Origin of the sequence: Kribbella sp. DT2 (genome assembly GCF_049844575.1) — a bacterium.
In the GTDB taxonomy this organism is placed as follows: domain Bacteria; phylum Actinomycetota; class Actinomycetes; order Propionibacteriales; family Kribbellaceae; genus Kribbella.
Window position 1 is genome coordinate 456,026 of record NZ_JBNCLH010000005.1, and the last position, 14,458, is coordinate 470,483.

At 68.8% G+C, this 14,458-nt stretch carries 15 protein-coding genes; 10 read left to right on the forward strand and 5 right to left on the reverse strand.

Features of this window, described 5'->3' with window-relative positions:
- Together ACLQ2O_RS23735 and larE are read right to left on the reverse strand one after the other, a co-directional pair.
- The gene (locus ACLQ2O_RS23735) at positions 1-384 is read right to left on the reverse strand and encodes a cold-shock protein (RefSeq protein WP_425834935.1); all 384 of its coding nucleotides are present in this window, start codon (positions 382-384) and stop codon (positions 1-3) included.
- Between the two features lie 213 nt (positions 385-597).
- Positions 598-2,067 carry an ATP-dependent sacrificial sulfur transferase LarE gene (gene larE, locus ACLQ2O_RS23740; protein ID WP_425834937.1) on the reverse strand — a complete coding sequence of 490 codons (1,470 nt, stop codon included), beginning with the start codon at positions 2,065-2,067 and terminating at the stop codon, positions 598-600.
- Between the two features lie 84 nt (positions 2,068-2,151).
- On the opposite strand from larE, the gene ACLQ2O_RS23745 reads away from it, so the two are divergent.
- The 3 genes from ACLQ2O_RS23745 to ACLQ2O_RS23755 are packed head-to-tail and all read left to right on the forward strand — an operon-like array spanning position 2,152 to position 4,677.
- Entirely contained in the window at positions 2,152-3,081 is a 930-nt protein-coding gene (locus ACLQ2O_RS23745; protein ID WP_425834939.1) for a TauD/TfdA dioxygenase family protein, read from the forward strand.
- A gap of 55 nt (positions 3,082-3,136) precedes the next feature.
- Positions 3,137-3,718, forward strand: coding sequence for a TetR/AcrR family transcriptional regulator (locus tag ACLQ2O_RS23750; protein WP_425834941.1), 582 nt, complete (start codon positions 3,137-3,139; stop codon positions 3,716-3,718).
- The gene (locus tag ACLQ2O_RS23755; protein ID WP_425834942.1) at positions 3,718-4,677 is read left to right on the forward strand and encodes a R2-like ligand-binding oxidase; all 960 of its coding nucleotides are present in this window, start codon (positions 3,718-3,720) and stop codon (positions 4,675-4,677) included. Before ACLQ2O_RS23750 ends, ACLQ2O_RS23755 begins: the two co-directional genes overlap by 1 nt.
- A 44-nt stretch (positions 4,678-4,721) precedes the next feature.
- On the opposite strand, the gene ACLQ2O_RS23760 is transcribed toward ACLQ2O_RS23755, so the two are convergent.
- Positions 4,722-5,915 carry an MFS transporter gene (locus tag ACLQ2O_RS23760; RefSeq protein WP_425834944.1) on the reverse strand — a complete coding sequence of 398 codons (1,194 nt, stop codon included), beginning with the start codon at positions 5,913-5,915 and terminating at the stop codon, positions 4,722-4,724.
- 76 nt (positions 5,916-5,991) lie between these two features.
- Here ACLQ2O_RS23760 and ACLQ2O_RS23765 point away from each other — a divergent pair, with 76 nt between their 5' ends.
- Positions 5,992-6,888: a LysR family transcriptional regulator gene (locus ACLQ2O_RS23765; RefSeq protein ID WP_425834946.1), complete on the forward strand. Its 897-nt coding sequence runs from the start codon at positions 5,992-5,994 to the stop codon at positions 6,886-6,888.
- 37 nt (positions 6,889-6,925) lie between these two features.
- On the opposite strand, the gene ACLQ2O_RS23770 is transcribed toward ACLQ2O_RS23765, so the two are convergent.
- Together ACLQ2O_RS23770 and ACLQ2O_RS23775 are read right to left on the reverse strand one after the other, a co-directional pair.
- Positions 6,926-8,551: an AMP-binding protein gene (locus tag ACLQ2O_RS23770; RefSeq protein WP_425834948.1), complete on the reverse strand. Its 1,626-nt coding sequence runs from the start codon at positions 8,549-8,551 to the stop codon at positions 6,926-6,928.
- A 274-nt stretch (positions 8,552-8,825) separates the two neighbouring features.
- Entirely contained in the window at positions 8,826-9,218 is a 393-nt protein-coding gene (locus tag ACLQ2O_RS23775) for a hypothetical protein (protein ID WP_425834950.1), read from the reverse strand.
- A gap of 611 nt (positions 9,219-9,829) precedes the next feature.
- On the opposite strand from ACLQ2O_RS23775, the gene ACLQ2O_RS23780 reads away from it, so the two are divergent.
- The 6 genes from ACLQ2O_RS23780 to ACLQ2O_RS23805 all read left to right on the forward strand — a co-directional run bounded on the left by ACLQ2O_RS23780 (position 9,830) and on the right by ACLQ2O_RS23805 (position 14,409).
- Positions 9,830-10,450: an SIMPL domain-containing protein gene (locus ACLQ2O_RS23780; RefSeq protein ID WP_425834952.1), complete on the forward strand. Its 621-nt coding sequence runs from the start codon at positions 9,830-9,832 to the stop codon at positions 10,448-10,450.
- Positions 10,451-10,511: 61 nt separating this feature from the next.
- Complete coding sequence (locus ACLQ2O_RS23785; protein ID WP_425834954.1) at positions 10,512-11,747, forward strand: Nramp family divalent metal transporter; 1,236 nt, start codon at positions 10,512-10,514, stop codon at positions 11,745-11,747.
- 1 nt (position 11,748) lies between these two features.
- Positions 11,749-12,579, forward strand: coding sequence for a metallophosphoesterase (locus tag ACLQ2O_RS23790; protein WP_425834956.1), 831 nt, complete (start codon positions 11,749-11,751; stop codon positions 12,577-12,579).
- Positions 12,580-12,642: 63 nt separating this feature from the next.
- Entirely contained in the window at positions 12,643-13,020 is a 378-nt protein-coding gene (locus ACLQ2O_RS23795) for a DUF427 domain-containing protein (RefSeq protein ID WP_425834958.1), read from the forward strand.
- A 55-nt stretch (positions 13,021-13,075) separates the two neighbouring features.
- Complete coding sequence (locus ACLQ2O_RS23800; RefSeq protein ID WP_425834960.1) at positions 13,076-13,855, forward strand: GNAT family N-acetyltransferase; 780 nt, start codon at positions 13,076-13,078, stop codon at positions 13,853-13,855.
- Positions 13,852-14,409, forward strand: coding sequence for an AAA family ATPase (locus ACLQ2O_RS23805; protein WP_425834962.1), 558 nt, complete (start codon positions 13,852-13,854; stop codon positions 14,407-14,409). Before ACLQ2O_RS23800 ends, ACLQ2O_RS23805 begins: the two co-directional genes overlap by 4 nt.
- Positions 14,410-14,458 lie beyond the last annotated feature (49 nt).

Here is a 14,458-nt window from a genome sequence, read left to right on the forward strand (position 1 = left end):
TCAGATGTCGAGGCGGTCGGCGACTCCGCGCAGCACGGTGGCGACCTGGCGGGCGGCCTTGCCGTCCGGGTGGCGGCCGCGGCGGTAGCCCTCGCCGAGGTTGTCGAGCAGCTTGATCAGGTCCTCGACGACCAGCGACATCTCCTCCGGCTTCGGGCGCATCGCCTTGGCCACCGACGGCGGTGGGTCGATCAGCCGGACCTGCAGCGCCTGCTCACCCTTACGGCCCTCGACGACGCCGAACTCGACCTTCTGGCCCGGTTTGAGGCTGGTCACTCCGGCCGGTAAAGCCTCCGCGCGCACGTAGACGTCCCCGCCCTCCTCCTTGCTGAGGAAGCCGAACCCCTTCTCGGAGTCATACCACTTGACCTTGCCAACAGGCACGGGAACCTCTTCGGTGTCGATCGACGGAACAGGACGGAAAAGGTGACCGGACAGGCTGCCCGGGCCGACTACCCAGCGTACGTGAACCGGGTGCACCACGCCTGTGGAAAACTACCTGATCAGGCACCGATTCCACACTCCCCGGTCTCGTAATTCCGGGTCGCCGCCTGCTGCGACCGCGTCGCCGATGGAACGATCCCTCGCCGGCACCGCTCAGCGGTACTTCTCGGGCTCCTTCAGCCGCTCGTTCATCGAGCCCGAGCGGAACCCGCGCGGATCGACCGCGGCCGCCAGGAACCCTTCGGCGCGGACCAGTTCGACCAGCGCCGCGCTGTCGACCGTGCCGAGCAGCTCGGCGTCGATCTCGATGCTCGCGGACTGGCCGAGGTCGCGGACGCGGACGTTCTTCACGCCGTACGGCGCCAGGTGCGCGCGGACGGTCTGCTCGGCCCGGTCGACCCGGGCGAGCAGGTTCGGCGTGATCCGGACGCCGTACGCGATCCGGCTGGACAGGCAGGCCGCGGCCGGTTTGTCCGACGTCTCCAGGCCCCAACTGCGTGACGCCTCGCGGATCTGCGCCTTGGTCAGCCGCGCGTCCTTCAGCGGGGTGATCGCGCCGCGCTCGAACGCGGCCCGGATGCCCGGCCGGAAGCCGGCGATCGCGTCGTCGGCGTTCGTCCCGGTCGCGATCGCGGTGATGCCGAACTCGTCGGCGATCGGCTGCAGCGTCTCGACCAGCTCGGCCTTGCAGAAGTAGCACCGGTCGCCGGCGTTGGCCTGGTACCCCTCGCGGTCCATCTCGTGCGTGGGCGGGGTGACGTGCCGGACGCCGACGCCGTCGGCGAACCGTGCCGCCGGCTCCAGCTCCGCGACCGGAAGGCTCGGGCTGACCGCCGTCGCCGCGACCACGTTGGCCGGACCGATCGCGCGGGCCGCGGCCGCCAGCAGGAACGCCGAGTCGGCGCCGCCGCTGAACGCGACCACGAGACTCGGGTACGACGCCAGGCGCGCCATCAGCGCCTCGAGCCGCTGCTCCAGCACGTACGCGTCCAGCCAGGCGGGGAACTCGGTCAGGTCGTTCAGTACGACGTCCGCGCCGTACGCCCGCAGCTCGTCGGCGGTGAACGGCCCGGTCGCCACGCTCACCGCGACCGCTCCGGCCGCGCGGGCGCCGTCGATGTCGGCGGTGTGGTCGCCCACGTAGATCGTCGCCTTGTGCTCACGCAGCGCGATCCCCTTCTCGGCGCCGTGCAGGTCGCCGATTGGCTCGTCGACGTCGAGGCCGAGGTGGTCCAGGTGCAGCTTGACGCTCGGGGCGTACTTGGCCGACACGACCACGGTCCGCCCGCGCAGGGCCCGGATCGCGGCCAGCGACTCGGCGACGCCGGGCAGCGGCAGGCTCCCGGTGATCGCGTACGCCGGATAGACCTCGCGGTACCGCGCGACCATCGCGTCGACCTGGTCCGCGGGGAACCAGTTCGCCATCTCCCAGGTCAGCGGCGGACCGAGCCGGCTGACCACCAGGTCGGTGTCGATCTCCGCGCCGGTCTCGGCGGCCAGCAGGTCCCAGACCGCCTGGATCCCCGGCCGGGAGTCGATCAGCGTCATGTCGAGGTCGAACCCGACCACGAGTTCCGGTACGTCGGTGGTGGCGGCAGCGGACGGCATCTCGGCGGTTGACACATCCCCAACCTTACGTTGCCCGGCTGCCCGTCTCAGATGGCGAACCCGCTTCAAAGTCAACTAAATCAGCTGGAATATGGAGTTATGACCACTCAACTGACAGCACCCACCGTGACCGTCGCGAAGGCCGGCAGTGCGATCGGGGCGGTGATCGGCGGCGTCCAGCTCGGCGGCGACCTCGATCCGGCCACCGTTGCCACGATCCGCCAGGCCCTGCTCACCCACAAGGTGATCTTCTTCCGCGACCAGCAGCACCTGGACGATGCCGGCCAGCTCGCGTTCGCGCGGCTGCTCGGGACACCGACGCTGGCACACCCGACCGCGAAGAGCGTCGAGGGTGCGAGCAGCGTGCTGCCGATCGACTCCGACTACAGCAAGGCGAACAGCTGGCACACCGACGTCACGTTCGTCGACCGGATCCCGGCGATCAGCCTGCTCCGGGCGGTCACACTTCCGGCGTACGGCGGCAACACCAGCTGGGCGAACACCGTGACGGCGTACGAGAACCTGCCGCTCCCGCTGAAGGCGCTGGTCGACAAACTCTGGGCTGTGCACAGCAACGTGTACGACTACGCCGGGGCGCGGGACGAGACGCGGATCGGGGGGATCGACGTCAAGTTCCAGGAATATTACGACCAGTTCGTCTCGCAGCTGTTCGAGACCGAGCACCCGGTGGTCCGCGTGCACCCGGAGACCGGTGAGCGCTCGCTGGTCCTCGGGCACTTCGTACGGCGCTTCGTCGGGCTCAGCTCGGCCGAGACCACCCAGCTCTTCCAGCTGCTGCAGAACCGGGTGACCCATCTGGACAACACGGTTCGCTGGCAGTGGGAGCCGGGTGATCTGGCGATCTGGGACAACCGCGCGACCCAGCACTTCGGCGTCGCGGACTACGACGACCAGCCGCGGCGGCTGCACCGGATCACGCTGGCCGGCGACGTCCCGGTGAGCGTGGACGGGGTCCGCAGCACGCCGCGCACGGGCGACGCGGCGCACTTCTCATCCCTTGACAGCTAGGAGCCTTCCGTCTGACCTCTTGACACGAGCGTCTGAAATGTAAACCCTGGGAGGCATGGACACCTTCGCCGACCGGACCAAGCGGCGGCTGCACGACGAGCTGCTCGACGCGGCGTACGACGTCCTGGTGGCCGGCGGCTACGAAGGCCTGAAGATGGCCGACGTCGGCCGCCGGGTCGGGGTCTCGCGGCAGACCGTCTACAACGAGTTCAAGGATCGCTGGGGCCTGCTGCAGGCGGTGGCCGCGCGGGAGACCGAGCGGTTCCTGGTCGAGGTGAACGCGGCGCTGAGTGAGCACAGCGACCCCATCGACGGGCTGCGGGCCGCGGTCGAGCGGGCGTTGACGCTGGCCGCGGACAACCCGCTGGTGAAGGCCGCGCTCGGGCAGCCCGGGTCGGACCAGGCCAGCCAGCTGCTGACCACACGGGGGCAGCAGGTGCTGGAGCTGAGCCACCAGCGGCTGGACGCGCACGTCCGGGAGCACTGGCCCGACGTACCGGCGCAGGACGCGACCACCTGTGTGGACGTCGCGCTGCGCGTCGTACTGAGTCACATCGTGAACCCCGGCGCCGCGCCCGCGGTCGTCGCGTCCCAGGTGGCTCAGGTGCTGGGCCCCTTCTTGTCCAGGAGGCAGTGATGACCACCACGGCAAATCCCCTGCACCGTAAGGGCTTCAACTCGCTGCGCGCAGGCGGCTTCCACTGGGACGCGCTGCCGCTGCGGCTGTTCGACAAGGGCAACCGCAAGTTCTGGAACCCGCGCGACATCGACTTCAGCCAGGACGCCGAGGACTGGCAACGGCTGACGCCGAACGAGAAGGACAACGCGATGATGCTGTGCGCGCAGTTCATCGCCGGTGAGGAGGCCGTCACCGAGGACCTGCAGCCGTTCCTGCAGGCGATGGCCACGGAGGGCCGGTTCGGCGACGAGATGTACCTGACCCAGTTCTGCTTCGAGGAGGCCAAGCACACCGCGGTCTTCCGGCTCTGGCTGGACGCGGTCGGCGTCACCGAGGACCTGCACCGGTACGTCGAGCACAATCCCGGCTACCGGGCGATCTTCTACGAAGCGTTGCCGGTGGCCCTCAAGTCGCTGGCCGACGACCCGTCCCCCGCCAACCAGGTCCGCGCCTCGGTGACCTACAACCACGTGGTGGAAGGGACTCTGGCCCTCACCGGCTACCACGCCTGGAACCTGCTCTGCACCGCCCGCGGCATCCTGCCCGGCATGCAGGAGCTGATCCGGCGCATCGGTGACGACGAGCGCCGCCACATGGCGTGGGGCACGTTCACCTGCCGCCGCCACGTCGCGGCCGACGAGTCCAACTGGAAGGTCGTCACCGACACGATGGAGGAGCTGCTCCCGCACGCGCTCGTCCAGATCCAGTGGGCGCTGGAGAACTCCCCGGAGCTCCCGCCCGAGATCAACCCGACCGCCCTGATGACGTACGCCGGCGACCGCGCGACCCGTCGCCTCGGCGCGATCGAGTCCGCGGTCGGCGCGGACGTGGCCGGCATCGACCTGGACTACTCCCCCGAGAAGCTCGAGGACGACTTCGGCGCCGAGGACTCGGCCGCACTGGCTGCAGTCCGGTGACCCGTAGCGTCCGAAGAAACCTGATGCGTCCGAAGAAGGCGAGGCTATAGCGCACGGTCTTTCGGACGCATGCGGAATCTTCGGACGCTAGGGGTTTGCTGGGCGAGGACGATGGCGAGGGCGGTCAGGGCGAGGGCGCCAGTCACCCACGTCACGGCGGTAGTGCCGAGGTGGTCGACCACTCGGCCGCCGCTGAAGGCTCCTAGGGCAATGGCTCCGTTGAAGACTCCTACCAGGAGTGCTGACGACGCCTCGGGGGCTGTGGGCGCTGCCGCGTGGTTCCAGGCCTGGGTGGTGACTGTTGTGCCGCCGTACCCGAAGCCCCAGATCACCAGCAGGACAAGGGCTCCGGGCACGGTGGTGCCGAGCACAGGCATGGCCAGTACGGGCAGCGCGATCAGTGTGGCGATCACACCGAGCATGAGGCGGTAGGACTTGGCCGAGCCGGCTACGAAGTTCCCGGTGACGCCTGCGACGCCGTACGCGAGCAGCAAGGTGCCGACCAGGGAGGGGCCGAGGCCGTCCAGCATCGGACGGATGTAGGTGTACGCCGAGAAGTGGGCGGTGACCAGCAGCGCGACCAGGACGAGGCCTACTCGGACCTGCTTGATGCGGAGCGCTGCGGAGACGTCTGCCAGGCGTACGGCGGCTGCTGCGGGCAGGGGTGGCAGGAGGAACGCTATGGCTGCGGCCAGGATCAGGGACAGCACTCCGATCGAGGCGAAGGCCCAGCGCCAGCCGACCAGCTCACCGACGTACGCGCCGGCGGGGATGCCCAGCACGGAGGCGATGCCGATGCCGCTGAAGATCAGGGAGGTCGCCGGCCCGACGGACTGCTTCGGCACCAGGCGTGCGGCGAGTCCGACGGTCAGCAGCCAGACACCGCCCATCGAGACGCCGGTGAGGATCCGTGCGACGACCAGTACGGCGTACGTCGGCGACCACGCGGCGAGCACGCTGGCACCGGCGAGCAGGAGCATCAGGCCGACCAGCACGGCTCGGCGGTCCACCTTGCCCAGCAGGAGCGGCAGCACCGGGGAGCTCAGGGCCGCGACCAGGCCGGTCACCGTGAGGGTCAGGCCTGCGGTGCCCTCGCTCACGCCGAGCGTGGCACCGATCGGTGTCAGCAGGCCGACCGGGAGCATCTCCGCGGTGACGACGGTGAACACCGTGATCGCCATCGTCACCGCCGCGGCCCAGCCGTCGGTTCGGGTCTCGTCGACGCACAGGGTTGTCATGGTTCCAGCCAACGGGACCTGCTGGACGGGAACAACGACGATGTGCTCATCCTTGGAGTAGTCACACTTATCGATCGTGGAGGTCGTCATCAGTCTGGAGCTCCGTGAGCTGGAGTGCTTCCTCGTGCTGGCCGAGGAGCTGCACTTCGGCCGGACGGCCGAACGGCTCTACCTGACCCAGAGCAGGGTGAGCCAGCTGTTGCGCGCCCTCGAACGCCGGATCGGCGGCCGGCTGGTCGAGCGCACCAGCCGGAAGGTGTCATTGACGCCGCTCGGGCAGGAGTTCCTCGACACGTTGCGCCCGGCGTACGCGGGGCTGGAGCGGGTGGTCGCGAACATCCAGGAGACCGCGGCCGGAGGTGGCGGGACGCTGCGGATCGGCTTCCAGGGAACGGCGAACGACAACATCCTGGCCGCGGTCGCCACCTTCCAGGAGGAGCATCCCTGCTGCCTGATCGAGGTGACGGAGCTGCCGCTGAACGACCCGTTCGGCGCGCTGCGGCGCGGTGAGGTGGACAGCGCGGTGGTGATGCTGCCGGTCGCCGAGGACGACCTGGTGCTCGGGCCGACGTTCTCGGAGCAGCCGCAGACGCTGACCGTCTCGGTGAAGCATCCGCTGGCCGGCCGGTCCCAGCTCGACGTCGAGGACCTCGCCGACACCGTGCTCATCGCGGTCGCCCCGCCCGCCCCCGGCTACTGGCGTCAGGCCCAGGCGCCGATGCAGACACCTTCGGGTGCGCTGGTGGGTCGCGGGCCCGAGATCCGCACCCTCCAAGAGGGTCTGTCGATGATCGCGGCCAACCGCGGCGGCATGCTCCTGTGCCGCCCTACCGCGGAGCTCAACCAGCGCGCCGACATCATCCACATCCCCATCACCGGCCTTCCCCACTCAGCGCTGGGCCTGGTCTGGCGCCGGGGCGAGGAAACCCCGTCCCTGAAGGCGTTCGCTGCGGCGTTGATGGACGACCAGTAGGCAGCAGTTTTTTGTCGACATGTCGCCCATCGACGAATCAGTGGGTGAGCCCCAACAGTTCGACCGACTGCTCGCGCATCTCGACCTTGCGGATCTTGCCGGTGATCGTCATCGGGAACTCGTCGACGAGCAGGACGTAGCGCGGGATCTTGTAGTGGGCCAGCTTGCCCGTGGCGAACTGCTTCACGGCCGCGGCGTCCAGCTCCGGAGCGCCGTCCTTGAGCTTGATCCAGGCGCACAGCTCCTCGCCGTACTTGGGGTCTGGTACGCCGACCACCTGGACGTCGGCGATCGACGGGTGGGTGTAGAGGAACTCCTCGATCTCGCGCGGGTACACGTTCTCGCCGCCGCGGATCACCATGTCCTTGATCCGGCCGACGATGTTCACGTAGCCGTCGTCGCGCATCGTCGCGAGGTCGCCGGTGTGCATCCAACGGGCGCGGTCGACCGCTTCGGCGGTCTTCTCGTCGTCGTCCCAGTAGCCGAGCATCACCGAGTAGCCGCGGGTGCACAGCTCACCCGGCTCACCACGCGGTACGACGAGGCCGGTCGCGGGATCGACGAGCTTCACCTCGACGTGCGGCATCGCGCGACCGACGGTCGACGTCCGCCGGTCCAGGTCGTCGTCGCGACGGGTCTGGGTGGCGACCGGCGACGTCTCGGTCATGCCGTAGCTGATCGCGACCTCGGCCATGTGCATGTCGGCGACGCAGCGCTTCATCACCTCGACCGGACACGGCGACCCGGCCATCACGCCGGTCCGCAACGAGCTCAGGTCGTAGTCGGCGAAGTCCGGCAGGCCGAGCTCGGCGATGAACATCGTCGGTACGCCGTACAGGCCGGTGCAGCGCTCGTCCTGCACGGCCTTCAGCGTCGCCGCCGGGTCGAAGGCCGGCGCCGGGATCACCATGCAGGCGCCGTGGGTGGTGCAGCCGAGGTTGGCCATCACCATGCCGAAGCAGTGATACAGAGGTACTGGAAGACACAGCCGGTCCTCGGCGGTGAAGCCGATCAGCTCGGTGACGAAGTAGCCGTTGTTCAGGATGTTGTGGTGCGACAGCGTGGCGCCCTTGGGGAAACCGGTGGTGCCCGACGTGTACTGGATGTTGATCGCGTCGTCGAAGCTCAGCTCCGCCTCACGCGCGGCCAGTTGCTCGTCGGTGGTCGCCGGCGCCGCGTCGACGACGGCATCCCAGTCCGGCGTACCGATGTAGATCGTGGACTCCAGCGCCGGGCAGTCGCCGCGGACCTCGTCGACCATCGCCCGGTAGTCGCTGGTCTTGAACTCGGTCGCCGAGATCAGCAGCCGCACGCCGGACTGGTTCAGCGCGTACGACAGCTCGTGCGTCCGGTACGCCGGGTTGACGTTCACCAGGATCGCGCCGATCGTCGCCGTCGCGTACTGGGTGATCGTCCACTCGGCGCAGTTCGGCGCCCAGATCCCGACCCGGTCGCCCTTGCCGATCCCCCGCGCCATCAGGCCTTTCGCGAAGGTGTCGACGGCGACGCCGAGCTCGGCGTACGTCCATCGTCGTCCGGAGGCGACTTCGACCAGCGCCTCCTGCCCGCCGTACGTGGCGACCGTACGGCGCAGGTTCGCGCCGATCGTCTCGCCCAGCAACGGAACCTCGGACACCCCGGACGCGTACGACGGCAGGCTCATCTCGCCATCGTGACTCGGCGGTACGTCACCGACAACTCCAGCAGCCTGTCGGGCCGGCTGCGAAACGGCCTCAGCTCTACCTCCTTTGCGTCGACACCTCCCTCGCCACACTGACGACGCGATGACTCATCATTTTGTCTCAGGGCACTTCGGAATCTGCGAGCACCGATGGCCGGAGAAATTGTTGATCCGCGCTTCCTTGCACCACGCACACTGACACGTACAAGCCATGATCTGCTCCTGGAAAGTAGTTGCCTGAACGATCTGGTTCTTCTCAACCCAGATGAGAAGTGAGCACCAGTGCCTGCGCGCCGGGTTCGGAGTCTGCGAGCCAGTACTGCCCGTGCGAGACGTGGGCAATCTGCTCGCGAACCGCGTCGACCAGTGCCGAACTGTGGTTCACCATCACCGCGCTCATCTCGATCACGAATTCATCGGTGCAGATATCGTAGGGAAACTTGAATCCGCCGACCAAGGACCAGTTGTCATTAGTCGCACCCGGCGCGAGCCAGTAGTGCCCGAAGCCCATCAAACGATTGACATCGCCGACCTTGCTGAGCAGGTCGGGGCCAGGCGTCAGACCACTCGCCATGCCGAAGCCGATCTTCCCGGACTGCCCACCACCCAGCGCGAGTACACCGTCATTGGTAAAGACGATCCTGTCCATCAGGTCACCGGATCCGTGCGGCGACCGGGAGAACACAGTTTTTGCGATCTCAAGAAAATGATCTCTATCCATTTTTCCCCCAGAGCTACGAAGTTTATAATCCCACCCAGATCCCCCAACGGCGGCCTCCGATCTCCCCAATCGGTCGCGCCGAAGAAAATTCAGTATGTCGCTCGCCTGACACGCAGGTCAACGCCTCGGAAGGTCCGACGAGTGCACTTCCGGTCGCACCGGAACGAGGCGCGAGGAAAGTCAGTACCAGGGTTGAAGGATTCATGGAATTGGAGAGCGCAGAGGCCGCGCCGACCGCGCCTGTCCACCGGCACCGACCACCGCAAGATCCTCGCCCGGCACTTCGGCCCTGCTGCACGACGAGACCGCTTGCGCCTCTGTCCGCAATCGAAGCAGTGAGGGTTGCGGTTTACGGCGGGCGCTCATGAAGACCGGCGAACGCCCGTTCGAGTGCACGCGAACAGGGTGTGGACGGCAAGCAATGTCATGACCAACTCTGCGTCAGCACCGGTCGCGGAGCGTGAAGGTCTGCTTACGCTGGTGGAGAGAGGTGGTGAGGACCAGAGGCTGTGCGCTGGGTGAAGTGTCAGACTGCAGGCATGGACACTGGGATCACCGTCACCGGGACCGGTCAGGCCACCGCGCCGGCCGATCTGCTCCGGCTCACGCTCAGCGTCGGGCAGGACGCTCCCGACGTCGCCGACGCCGTCGCACAGGTCGCCGAGCGCACCGCGGCCGTGATGGCCGCCCTGCTGGCGGAGGGCGTCACGGCCGGCGACATCGCCACCAGCTCCGTGTCCGTGCACCCGCAGTACGGCGAGACAATGACCGTGACGGGCTACCGGGCGTCGCACTCGATGGCGGTGACCACCCGCGACCTGACCGGCTTCGGCCGGCTGCTGAACGCGGCGGTCGCTGCCGTGGGCAACAGTCTGGGGCTGGACTTCCTGCAGTTCGACGTGGAGGACAAGGCCTCGCTGGTCGAGAAGGCCCGTCAGCTGGCGTTCCAGCAGGCGCGGCAGAAGGCCGAGCAGCTGGCGGAACTCACCGGTCAGTCCATCGGCGGCATCGCCGCGGTCAGCGAGTCGCAGGGCTACGTGCCGCTGCGGGAGATGTCGGCCAAGGCGGCGAGCGCGGGCGGGTTCGCGGCCGACCTGGGCGTCACCCCGGGTGAGCAGACCGTCGACGTCACCGTCGAGGTCCGCTGGAACTGGGCCTGAATCTCAGTCTCAAAATCAGACAGTTGGCCCAGATGTCGGTCCGGTCGGCCATAGTTCTCCCATGTACGCACCGGCTCCGCTTCGACGCCAGCTGAACCGATCGGGTCTGCTGCTGCTCGGTCCTGCGTTCGTGGCGGCCGTCGCGTACGTGGACCCGGGGAACTTCGCGACGAACATCGCCGCGGGAGCGACGTACGGGTACCTGCTGTGCTGGGTGGTCGTCGGGGCGAACCTGATGGCCGTGCTGGTGCAGTACCTCGCGGCGAAGGCGAGCATCGCGACCGGGAAGACGCTGCCGCAGCTGTGCCGGGAGCATTTCCGGCCCACCACGTCACGCGGGTTGTGGGCCCAGGCCGAGCTGGTGGCCGTGGCGACCGACCTGGCCGAGGTGGTCGGTGGGGCGATCGCGCTGAACCTGCTGTTCGGCGTACCGCTGCTGCTGGGTGGCGTGATCACCGGCGCGGTCTCGTTCGCGTTGCTGATCTATCAGTCGAAGCGGGGGCAGCGGCGCTTCGAGGCGGCGATCATCGGGCTGCTGGCCGTCGTACTGGTCGGGTTCGTGGTGTCGACGATCCAGGCCGAGCCGTCCGCGTCGGGCGTCGTCGGCGGGATGGTGCCCCGGCTGGACGGCACGGAGTCGCTCGTGCTGGCAGCCGGGATGCTCGGCGCGACCGTGATGCCGCACGCGATCTGGCTGCACGGCGCGCTGGTCACCGACCGGCACTGGAAGTCGATCCGCTCGGCCGCGGGCAAGCAGCGCGTTCTGCGGGCGACGCGGATCGACGTGGCGGTCGCGATGGCGCTGGCCGGCGCGGTGAACCTGGCGATGGTGGTCCTGGCGGCCGCCGCGCTGAGCGGTGCGGGCGCGGACTCGCTGGACGCGGCACACAGCGCGATCGGTGACCGGCTCGGCCAGCTCCCGGCGCTGCTGTTCGCGTTGGCCTTGCTGGCGTCGGGTTTCGCGTCGTCCTCGGTCGGCACCTACGCCGGATCGGTCATCCTGGAAGGGTTCTGGCAAAAGCACGTCCCGCTCGCCGTACGGCGGCTGATCACGCTGCTGCCGGCCCTGATCGTTCTCGCGATCGGGATCGATCCGAGCCGCGCGCTGGTCGTTTCGCAGGTCGTGCTGAGCTTCGGGATCCCGTGCGCGCTGTGGCCGCTGGTGAAGTTGACGGCAACACGGCGCATCATGGGCAGCCTGGTCAACCGGTTGCCGACTACTCTCACCGCATGTCTGGTCGCCACCGCCGTCTCGGTCCTCAACGTCGTACTGATCGTGCTGACGCTGCGAGGCTGACATGACCGCGTCGTTCGTGGTGAGCGACGTGCACGGTCACCCGGACAAGCTGGCCGCCTCGCTGCTCGAGGCCGAGCTGGTCGACGCCGAGGGCAACTGGTCCGGCCGGGACGCGGTGCTGTGGCTGCTCGGCGACTTCTTCGACCGCGGCCCGGACGGGATCGGCGTGCTGCGCCTGGTGCGACGCCTGAGCGCGCAGGCGTCGCAGGGGACCGGCGAGGTCCGGATGCTGCTCGGCAACCACGAGATCCTCGCGCTGGGCATGCACAAGTTCGGCGACGAGGCGGTGCCGCACGACGGGATCACGCTGCGCAGCTTCGAGCGCAGCTGGGCGCTGAACGGCGGGATCGACCGCGACCAGGAGCTGCTCACCGACGAGGACGTCGCCTGGCTGCTGGACCAGCCGATGCTCGGGCTGGACGCCGGGCACCTGCTGATGCACTCCGACACCGCCGAGTACGTCGAGTGGGGCAGCACGATCGACGAGATCAACGCCGGCGCGCGGGCCGATCTGCACAGCGACGACATCACCGTGTGGTGGGAGATCTGGCGCCGGATGACGTCGCGCTACGCGTTCCGCGGGCCGGAGGGCCCGGAGCTGGCGCGGACCCTGCTGCAGCACCTCGGCGGCGAGCGGATCGTGCACGGGCACAGCATCGTCGCCGACCAGATGGGGATCGACCCGGCCTGGGTCACCGGCCCGCTGCTGTACTGCGAGGACCTGGTGCTCGGCATCGACGCCGGGACCTTCGACGGCGGGCCGTCGCTGGTGGTCGAGCTCGAACCTCTAGGCGAGACCGGGGACGACACCGGGGACGACACCGGGGAATGAATCCGGCCGGCGCCGGGGTTGCTTGTTCGAGGACGTAGTTGCCTGCGGAGAGCGGAGACCCAGATGTCGGACAAGCCGGTCAAGATCCCTGGCCCGGACCACCCGATCACGGTGGAGAAGAACCCGGACCGCGTGCTGGTGAAGGTGGGCGGCCAGGTGCTGGCGGACACCCGCGGCGCGCTGTCGCTGCAGGAGTCGACGTACCCGGCGGTGCAGTACGTGCCGCGCGCGGACGTCGACCTCAGCCTGCTCGAGCGCACGGACCACGAGACGTACTGCCCGTACAAGGGCGACGCGGCGTACTACAGCATCCCCTCGCTCGGCGAGGCCGGTGCGAACACGGTGTGGACCTACGAGCAGCCGTACGACGCGGTCGCCGACATCAAGGACCACCTGGCGTTCTACACCGACCGGGTCGAGCTGGAGATCATCACGGACTGAAGCGCCGGCGGAAACCACTCGACATGCTCGGGCTTCGTGCGCTTCACTGCGGGCGATGACTGATCTCACGCGCGTTGACGAGTACCTGCACGCCGCTCCGCTGTCCGGGGCTACCGGCGAGCAGATCGGGCCGTTCACCCTGTTTCGGACGACCACCATCTGGCCGTACTACGTCCGGCCGGTGCCGGGCGGCAGTGTGGTCGAGCAGGGCGACGTGGAGCGGGTGCGGGAGCGGTGTGCCGAGCTGGAGCTGCCGTTGAGCTTCGAGTGGGTCGTGGAGACCTGCCCGTCGCTTGGACCGGCCGCTGCAGCGGCTGGGCTGAGCGTGGTGGAGTACCCGCTGCTCGTGCTGGAGCGCGCGGACTTCAAGCCGGTGGACACTGCAGCGCGGGTCGAGATCCTGCCTGCTGAGCTGGAGCTCCTGCGTCAGGCGCGGGCAGTGGCGAGCGTCGGCTTCGGCACTCCGGGGACCGACATCGGCGAAGCCGGTGCGGCGGAGCGCGATGCCTATGAGGTCTCGGACGAGTCGGCTCACGCCCTGCTGGAGCGAGCCAAGGCCGGCGTCGCCGTGACGGCCGCTGCCTTCGGCGACGACGGGATGCTGGCGTCCGGCGTACACCAGCCGGTCGGTACGGCGAGCGAGATCGTCGGAGTCGCGACCCTCCCGTCCGCCCGCCGCCAGGGTCTCGGCGCCGCGGTGACCAGCTGCCTCGTCGAGCACGCCTTCGCGAACGGCGTGGAGCTGGTCCTGCTGTCCGCGCAGAACGACGCGGTCGCCGCCGTCTACGAACGCGTCGGCTTCCACCGCATCGGTCACGCCGGCGCCGCTGAGTGAGCGTCGGTACGACGAAGTCCCGCCTGATCGTCCTGCGCGGGCCGTCCGGCTCGGGCAAGACCTCGACCGCGCGGCAGCTGCGGGCCCGGCTCGGCCGCGGGACCGCGATCGTCGAGCAGGACCAGATCCGCCGGGTCCTGCTCTGGGAGCGGGACCTCCCCGGCAACCCGAGCATCGAGCTGATCGGGCTCAACGCGCGCTACGCGCTCGACCACGGGTACGACGTGATCGTCGAGGGCATCATGAGCGCCGACCGGTACGGCGGCATGCTGCGCGCGCTGACCGCCGATCACCGCGGGACGACCGTGCACTACTTCTTCGACATCCCGTTCGAGGAGACCGTGGTCCGGCACGCGACGCGTTCCTGGGCGCACAACGTGTCCGCCGAGATGATGCGCGGGTGGTACGAGCCCGGCGACCTGCTGCCCGGCGTCGACCAGCACGTGTTCGACCAGTACGTCGAGCAGGACGCGGTGCTCGCGCGGATCCTGACCGACCTCGGGCTGCCCGTGGATCTGCCGGTCGACCCGGGGGCGATCTCGTTCGGTCGGTGAAGATTTCGGGCGCGAGTCGTCCGGGGTGGGCCGGTGGCCGTACCGTGGG

Coding starts and splice junctions, on each gene's coding strand:
- ACLQ2O_RS23745 (WP_425834939.1), top strand. CDS start 2,152: ATGACCACTCAACTGACAGCACCCACCGTGACCGTCGCGAAGGCCGGC.
- ACLQ2O_RS23750 (WP_425834941.1), top strand. CDS start 3,137: ATGGACACCTTCGCCGACCGGACCAAGCGGCGGCTGCACGACGAGCTG.
- ACLQ2O_RS23755 (WP_425834942.1), top strand. CDS start 3,718: ATGACCACCACGGCAAATCCCCTGCACCGTAAGGGCTTCAACTCGCTG.
- ACLQ2O_RS23760 (WP_425834944.1), bottom strand. CDS start 5,915: ATGACAACCCTGTGCGTCGACGAGACCCGAACCGACGGCTGGGCCGCG.
- ACLQ2O_RS23770 (WP_425834948.1), bottom strand. CDS start 8,551: ATGAGCCTGCCGTCGTACGCGTCCGGGGTGTCCGAGGTTCCGTTGCTG.
- ACLQ2O_RS23775 (WP_425834950.1), bottom strand. CDS start 9,218: ATGGACAGGATCGTCTTTACCAATGACGGTGTACTCGCGCTGGGTGGT.
- ACLQ2O_RS23780 (WP_425834952.1), top strand. CDS start 9,830: ATGGACACTGGGATCACCGTCACCGGGACCGGTCAGGCCACCGCGCCG.
- ACLQ2O_RS23785 (WP_425834954.1), top strand. CDS start 10,512: ATGTACGCACCGGCTCCGCTTCGACGCCAGCTGAACCGATCGGGTCTG.
- ACLQ2O_RS23790 (WP_425834956.1), top strand. CDS start 11,749: ATGACCGCGTCGTTCGTGGTGAGCGACGTGCACGGTCACCCGGACAAG.
- ACLQ2O_RS23795 (WP_425834958.1), top strand. CDS start 12,643: ATGTCGGACAAGCCGGTCAAGATCCCTGGCCCGGACCACCCGATCACG.
- ACLQ2O_RS23800 (WP_425834960.1), top strand. CDS start 13,076: ATGACTGATCTCACGCGCGTTGACGAGTACCTGCACGCCGCTCCGCTG.